This window comes from Streptomyces sp. NPDC057280 (assembly GCF_042668605.1).
Taxonomy (GTDB): Bacteria; Actinomycetota; Actinomycetes; order Streptomycetales; family Streptomycetaceae; genus Streptomyces.
This window is the reverse complement of sequence record NZ_JBHUYR010000001.1, coordinates 2,105,704-2,124,653: the sequence shown is the minus strand read 5'-3', so window position 1 is coordinate 2,124,653 and position 18,950 is coordinate 2,105,704. Positions and strand designations below refer to the sequence as shown.

The window sequence follows — 18,950 nt, the reverse complement described above, 5'->3', positions numbered from 1 at the left end:
TGTGCCAGCACCCTCCCGCCATCGCGGACAACGTTGTCAGTTCGATGCGCAAGGATCAGTAGTGGCCCAAGTGGCGATCTATGTCAAGGGTGTTGGGTGGGGCGTTCGGGGGTATTGCCGGTGATATTTCCGTCCGTCGTCGCACAGCTCGCACATATTTCCGCGAGGTCTCAACTCGGAAAAGACCAATGGCCAACCTTGCATTCGATCTTGCTCCGCTGGCGGGAAGTGGACTATACCTGTCGGCGATTCACCCGATCCGTTCGTGCGCACCCCGCGCACGATCTGCATGATCCGCACTTCCTGCACGACCCAGCGTGACCCGATCGCGGTGCCCGGCGAGGATCCGGTTCACCGCCTGAGTCCTGGAGAAGGCGAGGACTTGAGCATGGGATCCACTTCCGCCGAGAACGACAAAGGCTCCGTCGGCCGCCGTGATCTGATCAAGCGGTCCGCCGCGCTCGGTTTGATCACCGTACCCACGATGAGTTTCCTGTCCGCGTGTGCCAGCGGGGGCGGGGACGACGACTCCGGCAACGACACCCCCAAGGGCAAGACCACCAAGGACAACCCCTTCGGCGCCGAGAAGGGCAGCAAGCTCGACGTCGTCATCTTCAAGGGCGGCTACGGCGACAACTACGCGAAGGTGTGGGAGGCCGACTTCCAGAAGAAGCTCGGCATCACCTCCAGCCACACCGGGACGCAGGAGATCACCGGCAAGCTCCAGCCCCGCTTCAACGCGGGCAACCCGCCGGACATCGTGGACGACTCCGGCGCCCAGCAGATCAAGGTCGACGTCCTCAACAAGAACGGCCAGCTCCTCGACCTCGCCGAGGTGCTGGACGCCCCGTCGGTCGACGACCCCTCCAAGAAGGTCCGCGACACCCTCATCCCCGGCACCCTCGACCCGGGCACGTTCGAGGGCAAGGTCGTCGCCCTGAACTACATCTACACGGTCTGGGGCCTGTGGTACTCGGGCAAGCTCTTCAAGGAGAAGGGCTGGGAGGAGCCCAAGACCTGGGACGACTTCCTCGCCATCTGCACCGACGCCAAGAAGCAGGGCATCGGTGGCCTCGCCCACCAGGGCAAGTACCCGTACTACATCAACGTGGCCATCATGGACCTGATCGCCAAGACCGGCGGTCTGGACGCCATGAAGGCGATCGACAACCTCGACCCCAAGGCCTTCGTCGGCTCCGACGCGGCCCAGGCGGGCGTCGAGGCGATCTACGAGGTCGTGGAGAAGGGCCTGTTGATGCCCGGCACCAACGGCCTGACCCACACCGAGTCGCAGACCCGCTGGAACCAGTACAAGGCCGCGTTCATCACCTGCGGTTCCTGGCTGGAGAACGAGCAGCTCAAGACGACCCCGGCGGACTTCGACATGAAGTTCCTGCCGATGCCGCTGCTGCCCGACAGCAAGCTGCCCTTCGAGGCGATCCGGGCCGGCTCCGGCGAGCCCTTCATCATCCCGAGCAAGGCGAAGAACCTCGCCGGTGCCAAGGAGTTCATGCGGCGCATGCTCTCCAAGGAGTGGTCGACGCAGTTCGCCAAGGAGGCCAACTCGCTGACCATCCTCAAGGACGGCGTCGACTCCAGCGTCACGCTGCGCCCGGGGACCCAGTCCACGGTGGAGGCGTCCAAGGCGGCGGGTGACAACACCTTCCGCTACCTGTACGTCGACTGGTACAGCGAGATGGGAGCGGCCATCGAGGCCGCCTCCAACGAGCTGATGGCCAAGCGCATCCAGCCGAAGGAGTGGCTCAAGCGCGCCCAGGCCGCGGTCGACAAGCAGGCCAAGGACCCGGCCTCCAAGAAGAACCACCGGGACTGACCAACGCCGTTTCCCGGGCCGGATCCGCTCCGGCCCGGGAAAGGACATCAGGGGCAGGGAACGCCAATGCGCAAAGGGCAGCACAGGTTCGTCGCGGGATTTCTTCTCGTCCCCGTGGCGCTCTATCTGATCTTCGTGATCTGGCCGTACATCCAGACGTTCGGCTATTCGCTGACCGACTGGAAGGGACAGTCGCAGACCTTCAAGTTCGTCGGCCTGGACAACTACAAGGCGCTGTTCGACGACGACGTCTTCATGCAGGCCATCTGGCACAACATCCTGTTCCTGATCTTCATCCCGGCGATCACGATCCTGCTCGCGCTGTTCTTCGCCTTCATGCTGAACGCGGGCGGACGCAGCCGGGCCGGCGGGGTCTCGGGCGTCGCCGGATCGTCGTTCTACAAGATCGTCTACTTCTTTCCGCAGGTGCTGTCACTGGCGATCGTCGCGGTGCTTTTCAACGCCGTGTACCGCAGTGACGGCGGCGGTCTCCTCAACGGCATCCTGATCAAACTCGGACTGGTCGACGCCCAGAACCCGATGGAATGGCTGAACGAGCCGAACCTGGTGCTGTGGATGCTGATGATCGCCGTGGTCTGGCACGGCGTCGGCTTCTACCTGGTGCTGTTCTCCGCCGCCATGCAGTCCATCCCGAAGGACATCTACGAGGCCGCCCTGATCGACGGCGCAGGCCGCAACCAGTCCTTCTTCCGCATCACCCTGCCGCTGCTCTGGGAGAGCGTGCAGACCGCCTGGGTGTACCTGGGCATCGTCGCGATGGACATGTTCGTCCTCGTCTCCTCGATGACCCAGAACATGGGCGCCTACGGCGGCGGTCCCGATCACAGGAGCGACGTGATGTCGACCGTGATGATGCGCAACTTCCAGTACTTCGGCAAGAGCGGATACGCCTGCGCGATGGGCGTCGTCATGCTGCTGCTCACCCTGGTCCTGTCCGTGGTCATGCTGCGCGCCACCCGCCGCGACCGCGTCGAGTTCTGAGCGGGAGAGATACGACGATGAGCGCACCCATCAAGGAGACGGCGGACGCCCCCGTGCGGCGGCCCGTGGCCAAGACCCCGGCCCGCCCCGGCGACGAACGCAGCGAGGGCGTCGTCCTGAACGTCTTCTCGCACGGCTTCCTCGCCCTGTGGGCCCTGCTGATCATCCTGCCGCTGCTCTGGCTGGTCCTGAGCTCCTTCAAGACCGACGGCCAGATCGGCGGCTCGGCCTTCGGCTGGCCGCAGAACTGGTCGCTGGACGTCTTCGGACGGGCCTGGGACAAGGGCATCGGCGACTACTTCCTCAACACCGTCATCGTGCTGGTCTTCTCCGTGCCGCTGACGATGCTGTTCGGCTCGATGGCGGCGTACGTGCTGGCCCGCTACGAGTTCTGGGGCAACCGGTTCCTGTACTACTTCTTCGTGGCCGGCGCGATGTTCCCGGTGTTCCTCGCCCTCGTCCCGCTGTTCTTCATGGTCAAGCGGCTGGACATGCTGAACACCTACCAGGGGCTGATCCTGGTGTACGTCGCCTACTCGATGCCGTTCACGGTCTTCTTCATGCACGCCTTCTTCCGGACCCTGCCCACGGCCGTCTTCGAGGCGGCGATCCTGGACGGCGCCTCGCACAGCCGCACCTTCTTCCAGGTGATGCTGCCGATGGCGAAGCCGGGGCTGATCAGCGTCGGCATCTTCAACACCCTCGGCCAGTGGAACCAGTTCATCCTGCCGACGGTCCTCATGCAGCCGCAGAGCGGTGACGATCCCGAGCGCTACGTCCTCACCCAGGGCCTCATCCAGCTCCAGCAGCAACAGGGGTACGCCTCTGACCTTCCGGTGCTTTTCGCCGGTGTCACCATCGCGATGATCCCGATGCTGGTCGTCTATCTGTCCTTCCAGCGGCAGGTGCAGGCGGGCCTTACGTCCGCGACCTTGAAGTAGCGCTCCGAGAGCGCCCGTGAGCGCACCGTCCCCGCCCCAGGTGACGGTGCGCCGAGGCGTGTCCACAGCCCCGGATACTGTTCAACCTCTTGACGGGAGGCGACCCGAACGGCTCAGCTTAGAGTTCACTAGTTGGACATAGACGGGGCCTCATCGAAGCGGTCCCGCGCGCAGGAGGTCGTCGTGGAGACTCCGGGGTCGCAGTCGTCGCTGCACCGAGCCAACCTGGAACGGGTCGTCCGGGCCGTCCGGCTGGCCGGGTCGCTCACCCAGGCGGAGATCGCACGGACCACGGGTCTGTCCGCGGCCACCGTCTCCAACATCGTCCGCGAGCTCAAGGACGGCGGAACCGTCGAGGTCACGCCCACGTCGGCCGGTGGCCGCAGGGCCCGCAGCGTCTCGCTCAGCGGCGACGCCGGCATCGTCATCGGCGTCGACTTCGGCCATACGCACCTACGGGTCGCCGTAGGAAATCTCGCCCACCAGGTGCTCGCCGAGGAGTCCGAGCCGCTGGACGTCGACGCCTCCTCCACACAGGGCTTCGACCGGGCCGAAGAGCTGGTCAACCGCCTGATCGCAGCAACGGGCGTGGACCGGTCGAAGATCGCCGGAGTGGGCCTCGGCGTCCCCGGCCCGATCGACCTGGAGTCCGGCTCCCTGGGCTCCTCCGCGATCCTGCCGGGCTGGATCGGCACCAAGCCCGCCGAGGAGCTGAGAGGCCGCCTGGGCGTCCCCGTGCACGTCGACAACGACGCCAACCTGGGCGCCCTCGGCGAGATGGTCTGGGGCAGCGGCAGGGGCGTCAGGGACCTCGCGTACATCAAGGTCGCGAGCGGTGTCGGCGCAGGTCTGGTCATCGACGGCAAGATCTACCGGGGTCCGGGTGGCACAGCGGGAGAAATCGGGCATATTACTCTTGATGAATCCGGACCGGTCTGCCGCTGTGGAAACCGGGGCTGCCTGGAGACCTTCGCGGCCGCGCGCTATGTGCTGCCGCTCCTCCAGTCCAGTCACGGCACGGACCTGACGATGGAAGGCGTCGTGCGGCTGGCCAGGGACGGAGACCCTGGCTGCCGTCGGGTGATCGCCGACGTCGGCCGCCATATCGGCAGTGGAGTGGCCAATCTCTGCAATCTCCTGAACCCGAGCAGGGTGGTCCTCGGCGGTGATCTCGCCGAGGCGGGCGAGCTGGTTCTCGGGCCCATCAGGGAGTCCGTCAGCCGCTACGCCATTCCCAGCGCGGCACGTCAACTCACCGTTCTCCCCGGGGCACTTGGAGGCCGTGCGGAGGTGCTCGGAGCACTCGCCCTCGCGCTCAGCGAGATGGGTGATTCGACCCTTTTGGACGGCACGCTGCACTCAGCGGCTCCTGCCTTCACTTAGAGAACGAAACCCGCCGTTGCCAACCCGTTAAGTATTTACTTCTTGACGTCGCACGTGTGGCCGAGTTGACTTCCAGCCACCTCGGCCGCAACGACGCGGCCTCGTCAGGGAGGTTTCTGAAGTGAACACGCTTATGCGTCGTGCGGCTGTCCCCGTTCTGGTCTCGGCCCTCGCCCTCACGGCCGCCGCTTGCGGCAAGGCCGGCGACGACAACGACTCCGACGGCGGCAGCAGCTCCGGCTCGGGCAACAAGTCGATCGGCCTGCTCCTGCCCGACAGCGTCACCACGCGGTACGAGCAGTTCGACAAGCCGTTCTTCGAGGCCAAGGTCAAGGAGCTGTGCAGCGACTGCACCGTCTCCTACGCCAACGCCGGAGCGGACGCCGCCAAGCAGGCCCAGCAGGTCAGCACCATGGTCACCAAGGGCGTGAAGGTCATCGCGATCTCCGCCCAGGACTCGGCCGCCATCAAGTCCTCGATCGAGGCCGCGACCAAGAAGGGCGTCAAGGTCATCGCGTACGACCGTCTGGCCCAGGGCCCGGTCTCCGCGTACGTCTCCTTCGACAACGAGAAGGTCGGCCAGCTCCAGGGCCAGGCCCTGCTGGACGCCCTCGGCTCCAAGGCGACCCCCAAGTCCAAGGTCGTCATGATCAACGGTGACGACGCCGACCCGAACGCCGCGCTGTTCAAGAAGGGCGCCCACAGCGTCCTCGACGGCAAGGTCGACATCGCCTACGAGCAGTCCGGCCTGTGGAAGGACTCGGTCGCCGCGCAGAAGATGAAGGCGGCCATCACCCAGCTGGGCGCCAAGAACATCGCGGGCGTCTACGCCGCCAACGACGGCATGGCCGGTGGTATCGCCACCACCCTCAAGGGCGCCGGCATCTCCGGTATCCCGCTGACGGGCCAGGACGCCGAGCTCGCCGGTATCCAGCGCATCGTCGCCGGCACCCAGTCCAGCACGGTCTACAAGGCCTTCAAGCCCGAGGCCGACGCCGCCGCCCAGCTCGCGGTCAACCTGGTCGAGGGCAAGAGCATCAGCGACCTCGCCACCACGACCATGACCAACGGCTCCGGCAACAAGGTCCCGTCGCAGCTGCTGACCCCGGTCTCCGTCACCGTGAAGAACATCAACGACACGGTGGTCAAGGACAAGCTGTACACCGTCGACCAGATCTGCACCTCGGCCTACGCCGCCGCGTGCAAGAAGGCCGGCCTGCAGTAACCCACCGCCTTCCGGGGCGTGCCTGAGCCACGGCACGCCCCGTCGGCAGGTGCAAGCCCCTCCGGCGCCCACCCCGCCTCCATACCCCGCTGCGGGGCGGGCGCCGGACGGAAACATCCCGTGCGCGCCCGTTGCCAACTCGGCCGGACTGCGCGCAAGTTCATCTAGTAAATCGTGCTTCGAGCACATCCTCCGCGCCTTACCCCAAGCGCGGCATCCCCGCCGGTCAGGCGGCGAAGGAGATGGTTCACGTGTCCGCTACGCCCGTGCTGGCGTTGCGCGGAGTCTCCAAGCGATTCGGTGCGGTGCAGGCACTCACCGATGTCGAACTGGAGGTCCACGCCGGAGAAGTCGTCGCCCTGGTCGGCGACAACGGCGCAGGAAAGTCCACGCTGGTCAAGACGATCGCCGGTGTCCACCCCATCGATGAGGGCGTCATCGAGTGGGACGGCAAGCCGGTCAGCATCAACCGGCCGCACGACGCCCAGGGACTCGGCGTCGCGACGGTCTACCAGGACCTCGCGCTGTGCGACAACCTCGATGTCGTCGGCAACCTCTACCTCGGACGCGAGCTGCTGCACCGCGGCGTCATCGACGAGGTCACGATGGAGCAGAAGGCCCGCGAGCTGCTGTCCACGCTCTCCATCCGCATCCCGAGCGTCCGCATCCCGATCGCGAGCCTCTCCGGTGGCCAGCGTCAGGTCGTCGCCATCGCGCGCGCCCTCATCGGTGACCCCAAGGTCGTCATCCTCGACGAGCCCACCGCCGCCCTCGGCGTCGAGCAGACCGCGCAGGTCCTCGACCTCGTCGAGCGGCTGCGCGAGCGCAACCTCGGCGTCATCCTCATCAGCCACAACATGGCCGACGTGAAGGCTGTCGCCGACACCGTCGCCGTGCTGCGCCTGGGTAAGAACAACGGTTCCTTCTCCGTGAAGGACACCACCCACGAAGAGATCATCGCCGCCATCACGGGCGCCACGGACAACGCCGTGACCCGTCGTGCGGGGCGTCGCAGCACGGAGGCGGCAAAGTGAGCGACACGTCGAAGGTAGAGAAGACGGACGGCGTGGTCGAGGAACAGACCACGGTCGCCCCCGCCGACGACCCCACGGCCGCCCCGGTCGCGGTCGTCGACCCGCGCCTGCTGATCCGCGAAGAGGGTCTCAAGGGCTACTGGACCGAGTTCAAGCGCAAGGTGAAGGGCGGTGAGCTCGGCTCGCTGCCGGTGGTCGTCGGCCTCATCGTCATCTGGACGATCTTCCAGGTGAAGAACGACCTGTTCCTGAGCGCGGACAACCTGTCCAACATCAGCTACTTCATGGCCGCCACCGGCATGCTGAGCATCGGCCTGGTGTTCGTGCTGCTGCTCGGCGAGATCGACCTGTCGGTCGGCTCGGTCAGCGGTCTGGCGTCCACGATCTTCGCGGTGTTCGTGGTCAACCACGGCATGGGCCAGTGGCTGGCCCTGATCCTCGCCGTGGTGACCGGTGTCGCCATCGGTGCCCTGCACGGCTGGTTCTTCGCCAAGATCGGCGTCCCGGCGTTCGTCGTGACCCTGGCCGGCTTCCTCGGCTGGAACGGTCTGATGCTGTGGCTGCTCGGCGACAGCGGCACGATCAACATCCCGTCCGACAGCGGCCCGATCCAGCTGCTCGGCCAGAGCTCCTTCTTCATGGACCAGGCCATCATCGGCGCCTACCTGCTGGCCGGTCTCGCGGTCCTGTCCATGCTGGTGGGCTCGTTCATGGACCAGCGCCGCCGCAAGGCCGCGGGTGTGCCGTTCCGGCCGACCAGCGAGATCCTGCTGCGCGTCGGCCTGCTCGCCGTGGCGTCCTTCGCCGCCGCGGTGGTGCTGAACAACTCCGCCGGTGTCTCCAACGCGCTGGTGATCTTCCTCGCCTCGCTGGTGATCGTGGACTTCGTGCTGCGTCGTACGACGTACGGCCGCAAGGTCTTCGCGGTCGGCGGCGGCATCGAGGCGGCCCGTCGTGCCGGTATCAACGTGCCGATGATCCGCATCACCGTGTTCGCGATCTCCGGCGGCTTCGCGGCCGTCGGCGGCATGTTCTTCGCCGGCCAGACGGCGTCGGCGACGCTGAACGCCGGTGGCGGCAACACCCTGATGCTCGCCATCGCGGCGGCCGTCATCGGTGGTACGTCGCTGTTCGGCGGTCGCGGCAACGTGTGGTCCGCCCTGCTCGGCATGCTCGTCATCCAGTCGATCCAGACCGGCCTCGACCTGCTGAACATGAACACCTCGATCCAGTACATGATCACCGGTGGCGTTCTGCTCGGCGCCGTGGTCATCGACTCGGTGTCGCGTCGCAGCCAGAAGGCCGCCGGACGCGGCTAGCACGTCCGAGAACGGCCCGGCGCTGAAAATCCAGCGCCGGGCCGTTTTCATGTCGTACGAACGATGGATCGTGGGTACAGCCGATCGCGTGACGTATGACGCACCTCCCGAGCGCCGTCCGCAAAGGCGGAACATTAGACTCGACAAGCCCGGCAACAGCTCTACTGCAAGGAGGCACGGGTGCCGCTGCTGACCCGCATCAGGGGACCGCGCGATCTGGACCGGCTCAGCCTGGAGCAGCTGGACCAGCTGGCAGAGGAGATCCGGACCTTCCTCGTCGACGCCGTCTCCAAGACCGGCGGCCACCTCGGCCCGAACCTGGGCGTGGTCGAGCTCACCATCGCGCTGCACCGTGTCTTCGACTCCCCGAAGGACAAGGTGCTCTGGGACACCGGACACCAGTCCTACGTCCACAAGCTGCTCACCGGCCGGCAGGACTTCTCCCGGCTGAAGATGAAGGGCGGCCTGTCCGGCTACCCCTCGCAGGCCGAGTCCGAGCACGACGTCATCGAGAACAGCCACGCCTCGACCGTCCTCGGCTGGGCCGACGGCCTCGCGAAGGCCAACCAGATCCAGAAACGCGACGACCACGTCGTCGCCGTGATCGGTGACGGCGCCCTCACCGGCGGCATGGCCTGGGAGGCGCTGAACAACATCGCCGACGCCAAGGACCGCCCGCTCGTCATCGTCGTCAACGACAACGAGCGCTCCTACGCGCCGACCATCGGCGGCCTCGCCAACCACCTCGCGACCCTGCGCACCACCGACGGCTACGAGCGCTTCCTGGCCCGCGGCAAGGACCTCCTGGAGCGCACCCCGGTCGTCGGCAAGCCCCTCTACGAGACCCTGCACGGCGCCAAGAAGGGCCTGAAGGACTTCATCGCCCCGCAGGGCATGTTCGAGGACCTCGGCCTGAAGTACGTCGGCCCCATCGACGGCCACGACATCGAGGCCATGGAGTCCGCGCTGGCCCGCGCCAAGCGCTTCGGCGGGCCGGTCATCGTCCATGTCCTCACCGAGAAGGGCCGCGGCTACCAGCCCGCCCTCCAGGACGAGGCCGACCGCTTCCACGGCATCGGCCCCATCCACCCCGACACCGGCCTGCCGATCAAGGCCTCCGGCGCCGACTGGACCTCCGTCTTCGGCGACGAGATGGTGCAGCTCGGCAAGGAGCGGGCGGACATCGTGGCCATCACGGCGGCGATGCTCCAGCCGGTCGGCCTGAAGAAGTTCGCGGACACCTTCCCGGACCGGATCTACGACGTCGGCATCGCCGAGCAGCACGGCGCGGTGTCGGCCGCGGGCCTGGCCCACGGCGGCCTGCACCCGGTCTTCGCCGTCTACGCCACCTTCCTCAACCGCGCCTTCGACCAGGTCCTGATGGACGTCGCCCTGCACAAGTGCGGCGTGACCTTCGTCCTGGACCGTGCGGGCGTCACCGGCACCGACGGCGCCTCCCACAACGGCATGTGGGACATGTCGATCCTCCAGGTCGTCCCCGGCCTGCGGCTGGCCGCCCCGCGCGACGCCGACCAGGTCCGCGCCCAGCTCCGCGAGGCCGTCCAGGTCGACGACGCGCCGACCGTCGTACGGTTCTCGAAGGGCGCCGTGGGCCCGGCCGTACCCGCCGTGGGACGCGTCGGCGGCATGGACGTCCTGCGCGAGCCCGGCACGGACACCCCGGACGTGCTCCTGGTCTCCGTGGGCGCCCTCGCCCCCATGTGCCTGGAGATCGCCTCGCTCCTCGACAAGCAGGGCATCACCACCACCGTCGTCGACCCGCGCTGGGTCAAGCCGGTGGACGAGGCCATGGCCCCGCTCGCCGAACGGCACCGCGTGGTCGTCACGGTCGAGGACAACTCCCGCGTCGGCGGCGTCGGTTCGGCGATCGCGCAGGCGCTGCGTGACGCCGGCGTCGACGTCCCGCTGCGTGACTTCGGCATCCCCCCGCGCTTCCTCGACCACGCCTCGCGCGCCGAGGTGATGGCGGAGATCGGTCTGACCGCGCCGGACATCGCCCGCCAGGTCACCGGTCTGGTCTCCAAGCTGGACGGCAGGTACAGCAGTGCGGCGGCGGCCGAGGAGCCGGAGCCCGCGCGCGACTGACACGCCTGAATGGGCCGGTCGTACCACCGTCAAGGGTGGTACGACCGGCCCATTTGCGTGAATCCCCACGCGCCGGGGCATACGCAGTACGCCCCCTCTCGATCATGTCGAGGACGAGACAGCGTGGGAGGTACGCCCGTGAGCAGCACACTCTTCCGGACGAAGAGAGTCGAGCAGTCCATCCAGGACACCGAGGAACCAGAACACGCGCTGAAGAAATCCCTCTCCGCGCTGGATCTGACCGTCTTCGGTGTCGGCGTCATCATCGGCACCGGCATCTTCGTCCTGACCGGCACGGTCGCCAAGAACAACGCGGGACCGGCGGTCGCCCTGGCCTTCGTCGTCGCCGGCGTCGTCTGCGCGCTCGCCGCGCTCTGCTACGCGGAGTTCGCCTCCACCGTCCCGGTGGCGGGATCGGCGTACACCTTCTCGTACGCCTCCCTGGGCGAACTGCCCGCCTGGATCATCGGCTGGGACCTGGTCCTGGAGTTCGCGCTCGGCACGGCGGTGGTCGCCGTCGGCTGGTCGGGCTACATCGCCTCGCTCCTGGACAACGCGGGCTGGCACCTTCCGGAGGCACTCAGCGGCCGCGACGGCGCGGACGGCTTCGGCTTCGACATCCTCGCGGCGGCGCTCGTCCTGGTCCTGACCGGCATCCTGGTCCTCGGCACGAAGCTGTCCGCGCGCGTGACGTCGATCGTCGTGGCCGTCAAGGTGACGGTGGTCCTCGTCGTCATCATCGCGGGCGCCTTCTTCATCAAGGGCGACAACTACGACCCGTTCATCCCCAAGTCCCAGCCGGTGGAGGCAGGCGGCGACCTGCAAGCCCCGCTCATCCAGCTGATGTTCGGCTGGGCACCGTCCAACTTCGGCGTCATGGGCATCTTCACGGCGGCGTCCGTCGTCTTCTTCGCCTTCATCGGCTTCGACGTGGTGGCGACGGCCGCGGAGGAGACGAGGAACCCGCAACGCGACATGCCGCGGGGCATCCTCGGCTCCCTGCTCATCTGCACGACGCTCTACGTCGCCGTGTCGATCGTCGTGACCGGTATGCAGAAGTACACCGACCTGTCGGTGACGGCCCCGCTCGCCGACGCCTTCAAGGCCATCGGACACCCGTGGTTCGCGGGCTTCATCAGCTTCGGCGCGGCGGTGGGGCTGACGACGGTCTGCATGATCCTGCTGCTGGGCCAGACCCGCGTCTTCTTCGCGATGAGCCGCGACGGTCTGTTGCCCCGGTTCTTCTCCCACGTCCACCCGCGGTTCAAGACCCCGCACCGCCCGACCATCCTGCTCGGCGTGATCATCGCGATCGTCGCCGGCTTCACCCCGCTCAGCGAACTCGCCGAACTGGTCAACATCGGCACCCTGTTCGCCTTCGTGGTCGTGGCGATCGGCGTCATCATCCTCCGCCGCACCCGCCCCGACCTGCCCCGCTCCTTCCGCACCCCGTGGGTCCCGGTCCTGCCGATCCTGTCGGTGCTGGCGTCCCTGTGGCTGATGCTCAACCTGCCCACCGAGACCTGGCTCCGCTTCGCGGGCTGGATGGTCCTCGGGTTCCTCGTGTACTTCCTGTACGGGCGGTCGCACAGCCGGCTGGCCAAGGGGGAGCGGACGGGGGTGGGGCAGCCGAACGGGAGCGCGGAGTAGCCCGGTCCGCAATCACCCGGCCCGGCCCCGCACGAGGCGTTACGACGCCCTGTGCGGGGCCGCGGAACGTGTGCGCTAGCCGCGCACACTCCGAGGCCCCGCCACCTCCGCCCCCAACTCCCCGACCCGCCGCCGCAGTTCCCGATCCGCGGTCACCACCAGGCAGGGCCGTCCACCCGCCTCGGCCACCAGCTCCACCATCCGGTCGTCCCCGCTCCCCGGCGCCGACTCCACCCGCACCCCCGCCACGGACTCCACCCCCCGCGCCGCCCCCTCCACCACCAGCACGATCTCCACAGGCCCCTCCCGCCCCGGCACCCCCTCCGCCGCCAGCCGGTCCCGCAGCCGCTCCGCGGCGCCGCGCCGGTCGCGCCACCAGCCGTCGGGTACCGACCCGACGACGTTGGCGGCATCGACGATCACGAGGAGCGGGGCATCGGTGTTCATGGAGTCAGGGTGTCAGTCCCCGTCCTTCTCGTCGAAGCTGGCGTAGTAGGCCGCCGCCATGTCCTCGTCCCCGTACCCCTGCGCCGCGGCCCGCTCCAGCCGCGCGGCGCTCGCCGCCGCCACGTCCAGGCGTACGCCGTTCTCCTCGCCCGCCGTCACGATCAGGCGGGCGTCCTTGGCGGCCGTGGACACCGCGAACTGGGCCGGGGCCAGCCGCCCGTTCAGGACCAGCCCCGCCTTGGCGCGCAGATAGCCCATGTCCAGCGGGCCGCCCTCGATCAGCGCGAAGAAGTCCTGCGGGTCCACGCCGAGCGCCTGGGACAGCGCCAGCACCTCGCCCGTCGCCGCGGTCGCGGCCAGCACCCAGCTGTTGGCGACCAGCTTCAGCCGGGTCGCGCTGCCCGCCTCGCCGGTCCACACCGTGCGGGCGCCGACCGCGTCGAAGACGGGGGCCACGGAGTACCGGTGGGCCTCGGGGCCGCCCGCCAGCACGGTGAGCTGCCCGGCCTCCGCGGGCTGCCGGGTGCCCAGCACGGGGGCGTCGTAGAAGACCAGGCCGTGCGCGGCGGCGAAGGCGGCGAGTTCGGCGAGCCCCTCGAGGCCGGCGGTCGTCGACTGCGCCCACACCATACCCGGGCGCAGCGCGGGCAGCGCCGCCTCCATGACCTCCAGGGCGGCAGGGCCGTCGTACAGCATGGTCAGGACGACGTCCGCGCCCTCCACCGCCTCGGCGGGGGAGTCGGTGACACGGATGCCGTCGGCGGTGAGGGGCTCGGCCTTGGCGCGGGTGCGGTTCCAGGCGCGGACGGTGTGCCCGGCCCCGGCGAGGTTGCGGGCCATGGCGGCGCCCATGATGCCGGTGCCGAGAACGGTGACGGTGAGCTTGTCGGTCATGCAGCCAAACGTAGACGCGTGGGCAGGGGGTGGCCAGGCGACCAGGCGGGCCCCCGGACCGTCGGCGCCCGCCCGCCCCCGCATAGAGTGAACCGGTGAACGGCGACTGGCTTCTCCGCGGCCGCGACGGCCGGCTCAGTGTCTATCTGCCCTCGGGCGACGCCGTCCTGTGCCGGGCCGAGCTCGGCCCTGGCGGCCCCTGGGAGGCGTCCGCGCGCAAGGTGGGCGGCGACCAGAAGCTCCGCCCCGGCCCGGCCGTCGGTCAGGGCGCCGACGGCTACGCCCATCTCGTCTCCTGGCGGCCCACCAAACCTGGCGAGGCCGGGCTCGTGCACTCCACGCACTTCCGTCCCCGGCTCGCCGCCCTCGACTGGGTGCCGATCGGCCACCCGGACAAGACCGGCGACCGTACCGGCGCGCCCGCCGTCGCGGTGGACGGCGAGGGGCGCGCTCACGTGTTCGTCCGCAACAAGGGCGGCGGGGTGAGCATGGTCGCGCAGAAGGAGAAGGGCGGATGGGACCCGTGGCGGGACCTCAAGGGAAGTGACGTACAGGAGGATCTGGCCGCGGTGACGGGGGAGTCCGGGCGCGTGGAGCTGTACGCGGCCGTCCCCGGGGGCCTGTTGTACTGGCGGCAGGGCGAACCGGGCACCCCACCGGTCCTGGAGGAGGCCGTCGAGACCCCGGTACGTCCGGGCACGCTCCGCGCCCTGGCCACCTCCGCCGGCCGCACCACCCTCTTCTACACCGACGACTCCGGTGAGCTGTGCGCCTGGCGTCCGGGAGGCAAACCCGTCGCCCTCCTCGCCTCGGCCGGTCCCGGCCCGGTCTCCGCCGTCCGCTGCGAACTCGACGGCCACGACTGCACGTTGCTCGCCCAGCGCTCGTCGAGCGGCCGGGTCGCCTTCGCCGCGTATCCGACGGAACAGGAGGCCGCGGGGGCGTGGTGGACGGAGTCGGGGCCCCAACTCCCGTCGGACGCACGGGTGTCGCTCGCGACCGACGAAGACGAACGGGTCGTGGCGGCAACGTTGTCCCCGTCGACCGGCGGACTCCTGCTCACCCGGCGCAAGGACGAACCGGGACTGGCGCTGGAGGCGTGGCGGGAGGCCTGAACCCGGCCTAATTCACATGACCGTCCGGGGCCGGGTGCGCGACCATGACCGCGTGGACGACACCGAACACCTCGTCGAGGTCTGGCAGCGCATCCTGGAGCCCTCCGGGGTGTCCTGGGTGCTGTTCGAGAACGGCACGTGCGTGATGCTCAAGGAGCCCGACGGCGAACTCGCGGGACAGGCCGTGGAGATCCTCCGGCAGTACGGTCCCGTGCGCGCCGGCGGCCCCGCGGGCGACTTCGGCACGCACCCGCTCAAGGACGGCACCGGCTGGCTGGTCACCGGCCACCACCCGGACGTCGTCACCTACGTCGGCTCCGACGAGCCCGCCGACCCGTCGGACCTCGCCGTGGGCCTTCACGGCCGCAGCAAGCGCCACCGCGACGGCACCGACCTCCAGGTCGTACACGTCGAGGACACCCGCTGACGCAAGCCGCCAGGCTCACCGAAACACCGGTGCCCCGCAGGCCGACCGGCCTGCGGGGCACCGCCGTTCACAAGCGAATGCGACGGCTACGCCGGGACGCTCGCCACGCCCGGCGCCAGGAACTTCTTGCCGTTCACGCGCTCCGAGACACCCTCGCGGTCCAGGTACGGCGTGATGCCGCCCAGGTGGAAGGGCCAGCCGGCGCCCGTGATCAGGCAGAGGTCGATGTCCTGGGCCTCGGCGACGACACCCTCGTCGAGCATGAGCCCGATCTCCTGGGCGACGGCGTCGAGGACGCGGTCACGCACCTGCTCCTCGGTCAGGACGACATCGCCCTGCTTCAGCAGCGCGGCGACCTCGGGGTCCAGCTCCGGCTTGCCGGAGTCGTAGACGTAGAAGCCGCGCTTGCCCGCCTTGACGACGGCCGCGAGGTTGGGGGAGACCGTGAAGCGGTCCGGGAAGGCCCGGTTCAGGGTCTCGGAGACGTGCAGACCGATCGCGGGGCCGACCAGCTCCAGCAGGACCAGCGGCGACATCGGCAGACCCAGCGGCTCGACCGCCTTCTCCGCGACCTCGACCGGCGTGCCCTCGTCGATGACGTTCTGGATCTCGCCCATGAAGCGGGTGAGGATGCGGTTCACGACGAACGCCGGGGCGTCCTTCGTCAGCACCGCGGTCTTCTTCAGCTTCTTGGCGACGGCGAAGGCCGTGGCCAGCGAGGCGTCGTCGGTCTTCTCGCCGCGGACGATCTCCAGGAGCGGAAGCACGGCCACCGGGTTGAAGAAGTGGAAGCCGACGACCCGCTCGGGGTGCTGCAGCTTCGACGCCATCTCCGACACCGACAGCGACGAGGTGTTCGTCGCGAGGATCGCGTGCGCCGGGGCGACCGCCTCGACCTCTGCGAACACCGTCTGCTTGACGCCGATCTCCTCGAACACGGCTTCGATGATGAAGTCCGCGTCGGAGAAGCCCTCGGCCTTGTCCAGCACACCGGTGACCAGGGCCTTGAGGCGGTTGGCCTTGTCCTGGTTGATACGGCCCTTGCCGAGCAGCTTCTCGATCTCGGCGTGGACGTAGCCCACACCCTTGTCGACGCGCTCCTGGTCGATGTCCGTGAGGACGACCGGGACCTCGAGGCGGCGCAGGAACAGCAGCGCCAGCTGCGAGGCCATCAGGCCCGCGCCGACGACGCCGACCTTGGTGACCGGACGGGCCAGCGACTTGTCCGGGGCGCCCGCGGGGCGCTTGCCGCGCTTCTGCACCAGGTTGAACGCGTAGATGCCGGCGCGCAGTTCGCCACCCATGATCAGGTCGGCGAGCGCCTTGTCCTCGGCGTCGTAGCCCTGCTGGAGGTCGCCGTTCTTGGCGGCGGCGATGATGTCCAGGGCGCGGTAGGCGGCCGGGGCCGCGCCGTGCACCTTGGAGTCCGCGATGAAGCGGCCCTTGGCGACGGCCTGGTCCCAGGCCTCACCGCGGTCGATCACCGGACGGTCGATGACGATCTCGCCCTTGAGGACGGACGCCGTCCACAGCAGGGACTGCTCCAGGAAGTCCGCGCCCTCGAACAGCGCGTCGGCGATGCCCAGTTCGTAGACCTGGGCGCCCTTGAGCTGCTTGTTCTGGTTGAGGGAGTTCTCGATGATGACCGAGACGGCCTTCTCGGCGCCGATCAGGTTCGGCAGCAGGGTGCAGCCGCCCCAGCCGGGGACCAGACCGAGGAAGACCTCGGGGAGCGAGAAGGCGGGCAGGGCCGCGGAGACCGTGCGGTACGTGCAGTGCAGACCGACCTCGACGCCACCGCCCATGGCGGCACCGTTGTAGTACGCGAAGGTCGGCACCGCGAGGCCCGCGAGGCGCTTGAAGACCTCGTGGCCGCCCTTGCCGATGGCGAGCGCGTCCTTGTGCTCCTTCAGCAGCTCGACGCCCTTGAGGTCGGCGCCGACCGCGAAGATGAACGGCTTGCCGGTGATGCCGACACCGACGATCTCGCCGGCCGAGGCCTCCTTCTCGACCTGGTCGATGGCGGTGTTGAGGTTCGCCAGCGACGCCGGGCCGAAGGTGGTCGGCTTGGTGTGGTCGAAGCCGTTGTCGAGGGTGATGAGCGCGAAGCGCCCGGCACCGAACGGCAGGTCGAGGTGGCGTACGTGCGCGGACGTCACGACCTCGTCGGGGAACAGCTCGGCCGCACCCTTCAAAAGCTCAGCGGTGGTGCTCACTTGTCCCCCTCGAAGTGCGGGTTCTCCCAGATGACCGTCGCGCCCATGCCGAAGCCGACGCACATGGTGGTCAGGCCGTAGCGGACCTGCGGCTGCTCCTCGAACTGGCGGGCCAGCTGCGTCATCAGACGCACACCGGAGGAGGCCAGCGGGTGACCGAAGGCGATGGCGCCGCCGTACTGGTTGACGCGCGCGTCGTCGTCGGCGATGCCGTAGTGCTCCAGGAACGCGAGCACCTGGACGGCGAAGGCCTCGTTGATCTCGAACAGGCCGATGTCGTCGATGGTGAGCCCCGCCTGGGCGAGGGCCTTCTCCGTGGCCGGGATCGGGCCGTAGCCCATGACCTCCGGCTCCACGCCCGCGAAGGAGTAGGAGACGAGGCGCATCTTCACCGGGAGGTCGTTCTCCCGGGCGAAGTCCTCGGAGGCGATGATCGAGGCGGTGGCACCGTCGTTCAGACCGGCGGCGTTACCGGCGGTGACGCGGCCGTGGACACGGAACGGCGTCTTCAGACCGGAGAGGTTCTCCAGGGTGGTGCCCGGGCGCATCGGCTCGTCGGCGGTGACCAGACCCCAGCCGGTCTCACCGGCCTCCGGGTTGGTGCGGCGCACCGAGATCGGCACCAGGTCGGCCTGGATCTTGCCGTTGGCGTACGCCTTGGCGGCCTTCTCCTGCGAGCGCACGGCGTACTCGTCGGCGCGCTGCTTGGTGATGGTCGGGTAGCGGTCGTGCAGGTTCTCCGCGGTCATGCCCATGAACAGGGCGGACTCGTCGACCAGCTTCTCGCTCACGAACCGCGGGTTCGGGTCCACGCCCTCGCCCATGGGGTGGCGGCCCATGTGCTCGACACCGCCGGCGATGGCGACGTCGTACGCACCGAAGGCCACGGAACCGGCGACGGTCGTGACGGCGGTCAGGGCGCCGGCGCACATGCGGTCGATGGAGTAGCCGGGCACGGAGGTCGGCAGACCGGCCAGGATGCCGGCGGTACGGCCGATGGTCAGGCCCTGGTCACCGATCTGCGTGGTCGCGGCGATGGCGACCTCGTCGATCTTGGCGGGCTCCAGAGCCGGGTTGCGGCGCAGCAGCTCCCGGATCGCCTTCACGACGAGGTCGTCGGCGCGGGTCTCGTGGTAGATGCCCTTCGGGCCCGCCTTGCCGAACGGGGTGCGGACGCCGTCGACGAAGACGACGTCCCTGACGGTACGAGGCACGATGGCTCTCCTCCAGATGCGGGATGGCACTGCTGGCACGGCTGCACGGCTGCACGGCGCAAGCGCTGAGCACGCGCTCAGGCCCATGCTACTTGTGGGTAACGTAGCTGCCCAGTCCTGGGGGCGGGAGCGGCGAAGGTCAC

15 protein-coding genes are annotated in these 18,950 nt (G+C 68.8%); 11 read left to right on the top strand and 4 right to left on the bottom strand.

Features of this window, described 5'->3' with window-relative positions; all coding sequences use genetic code 11:
* Positions 1-388 precede the first annotated feature (388 nt).
* From ngcE to ACFUO4_RS09565, 9 genes are all read left to right on the top strand, one after another.
* On the top strand, positions 389-1,834 hold the full coding sequence (gene ngcE, locus ACFUO4_RS09605) for an N-acetylglucosamine/diacetylchitobiose ABC transporter substrate-binding protein (protein WP_079309803.1): 1,446 nt from the start codon (positions 389-391) through the stop codon (positions 1,832-1,834).
* A gap of 66 nt (positions 1,835-1,900) precedes the next feature.
* Positions 1,901-2,836 carry a carbohydrate ABC transporter permease gene (locus tag ACFUO4_RS09600; protein WP_079309802.1) on the top strand — a complete coding sequence of 312 codons (936 nt, stop codon included), beginning with the start codon at positions 1,901-1,903 and terminating at the stop codon, positions 2,834-2,836.
* Between the two features lie 17 nt (positions 2,837-2,853).
* Positions 2,854-3,777, top strand: a complete 924-nt coding sequence (locus ACFUO4_RS09595; RefSeq protein WP_383481771.1) for a carbohydrate ABC transporter permease — start codon at positions 2,854-2,856, stop codon at positions 3,775-3,777.
* A gap of 183 nt (positions 3,778-3,960) precedes the next feature.
* A complete protein-coding gene (locus tag ACFUO4_RS09590) occupies positions 3,961-5,160 on the top strand; it encodes an ROK family transcriptional regulator (RefSeq protein ID WP_059195725.1) in 1,200 nt (399 codons plus the stop codon).
* 133 nt (positions 5,161-5,293) lie between these two features.
* Positions 5,294-6,385 (top strand): sugar ABC transporter substrate-binding protein, encoded by a 1,092-nt coding sequence (locus ACFUO4_RS09585; RefSeq protein WP_079309800.1) that lies wholly within the window; start codon positions 5,294-5,296, stop codon positions 6,383-6,385.
* Positions 6,386-6,627: 242 nt separating this feature from the next.
* Entirely contained in the window at positions 6,628-7,419 is a 792-nt protein-coding gene (locus ACFUO4_RS09580) for an ATP-binding cassette domain-containing protein (RefSeq protein WP_079083355.1), read from the top strand.
* A complete protein-coding gene (locus ACFUO4_RS09575; RefSeq protein ID WP_079309799.1) occupies positions 7,416-8,738 on the top strand; it encodes a sugar ABC transporter permease in 1,323 nt (440 codons plus the stop codon). The genes ACFUO4_RS09580 and ACFUO4_RS09575 overlap by 4 nt, the downstream gene beginning before the upstream one ends.
* A gap of 180 nt (positions 8,739-8,918) precedes the next feature.
* A complete protein-coding gene (gene dxs, locus ACFUO4_RS09570; protein ID WP_079309798.1) occupies positions 8,919-10,844 on the top strand; it encodes a 1-deoxy-D-xylulose-5-phosphate synthase in 1,926 nt (641 codons plus the stop codon).
* A gap of 138 nt (positions 10,845-10,982) precedes the next feature.
* Positions 10,983-12,494 (top strand): amino acid permease, encoded by a 1,512-nt coding sequence (locus ACFUO4_RS09565; RefSeq protein WP_079309797.1) that lies wholly within the window; start codon positions 10,983-10,985, stop codon positions 12,492-12,494.
* A gap of 75 nt (positions 12,495-12,569) precedes the next feature.
* On the opposite strand, the gene ACFUO4_RS09560 is transcribed toward ACFUO4_RS09565, so the two are convergent.
* Positions 12,570-12,941 (bottom strand): NTP pyrophosphohydrolase, encoded by a 372-nt coding sequence (locus ACFUO4_RS09560; RefSeq protein WP_383481764.1) that lies wholly within the window; start codon positions 12,939-12,941, stop codon positions 12,570-12,572.
* 12 nt (positions 12,942-12,953) lie between these two features.
* Positions 12,954-13,835: an NAD(P)-dependent oxidoreductase gene (locus tag ACFUO4_RS09555; protein WP_383481761.1), complete on the bottom strand. Its 882-nt coding sequence runs from the start codon at positions 13,833-13,835 to the stop codon at positions 12,954-12,956.
* Positions 13,836-13,930: 95 nt separating this feature from the next.
* On the opposite strand from ACFUO4_RS09555, the gene ACFUO4_RS09550 reads away from it, so the two are divergent.
* Complete coding sequence (locus tag ACFUO4_RS09550) at positions 13,931-14,950, top strand: hypothetical protein (RefSeq protein ID WP_383481758.1); 1,020 nt, start codon at positions 13,931-13,933, stop codon at positions 14,948-14,950.
* A 16-nt stretch (positions 14,951-14,966) separates the two neighbouring features.
* Complete coding sequence (locus ACFUO4_RS09545) at positions 14,967-15,377, top strand: hypothetical protein (protein WP_383481755.1); 411 nt, start codon at positions 14,967-14,969, stop codon at positions 15,375-15,377.
* 86 nt (positions 15,378-15,463) lie between these two features.
* Here the strand turns inward: ACFUO4_RS09545 and ACFUO4_RS09540 are convergent, their stop codons facing one another.
* Both ACFUO4_RS09540 and ACFUO4_RS09535 read right to left on the bottom strand, forming a co-directional pair.
* Positions 15,464-17,593, bottom strand: a complete 2,130-nt coding sequence (locus ACFUO4_RS09540) for a 3-hydroxyacyl-CoA dehydrogenase NAD-binding domain-containing protein (RefSeq protein ID WP_079309795.1) — start codon at positions 17,591-17,593, stop codon at positions 15,464-15,466.
* Positions 17,590-18,807 carry an acetyl-CoA C-acyltransferase gene (locus tag ACFUO4_RS09535; RefSeq protein WP_079309794.1) on the bottom strand — a complete coding sequence of 406 codons (1,218 nt, stop codon included), beginning with the start codon at positions 18,805-18,807 and terminating at the stop codon, positions 17,590-17,592. The genes ACFUO4_RS09540 and ACFUO4_RS09535 overlap by 4 nt, the downstream gene beginning before the upstream one ends.
* Between the last annotated feature and the right edge of the window lie 143 nt (positions 18,808-18,950).

Excerpts from the sequence above, each read along its gene's own strand:
- ngcE (WP_079309803.1), top strand. The coding sequence starts at position 389 with ATGGGATCCACTTCCGCCGAGAACGACAAAGGCTCCGTCGGCCGCCGT.
- ACFUO4_RS09600 (WP_079309802.1), top strand. The coding sequence starts at position 1,901 with ATGCGCAAAGGGCAGCACAGGTTCGTCGCGGGATTTCTTCTCGTCCCC.
- ACFUO4_RS09595 (WP_383481771.1), top strand. The coding sequence starts at position 2,854 with ATGAGCGCACCCATCAAGGAGACGGCGGACGCCCCCGTGCGGCGGCCC.
- ACFUO4_RS09585 (WP_079309800.1), top strand. The coding sequence starts at position 5,294 with ATGCGTCGTGCGGCTGTCCCCGTTCTGGTCTCGGCCCTCGCCCTCACG.
- ACFUO4_RS09580 (WP_079083355.1), top strand. The coding sequence starts at position 6,628 with ATGGTTCACGTGTCCGCTACGCCCGTGCTGGCGTTGCGCGGAGTCTCC.
- ACFUO4_RS09560 (WP_383481764.1), bottom strand. The coding sequence starts at position 12,941 with ATGAACACCGATGCCCCGCTCCTCGTGATCGTCGATGCCGCCAACGTC.
- ACFUO4_RS09555 (WP_383481761.1), bottom strand. The coding sequence starts at position 13,835 with ATGACCGACAAGCTCACCGTCACCGTTCTCGGCACCGGCATCATGGGC.
- ACFUO4_RS09545 (WP_383481755.1), top strand. The coding sequence starts at position 14,967 with ATGACCGTCCGGGGCCGGGTGCGCGACCATGACCGCGTGGACGACACC.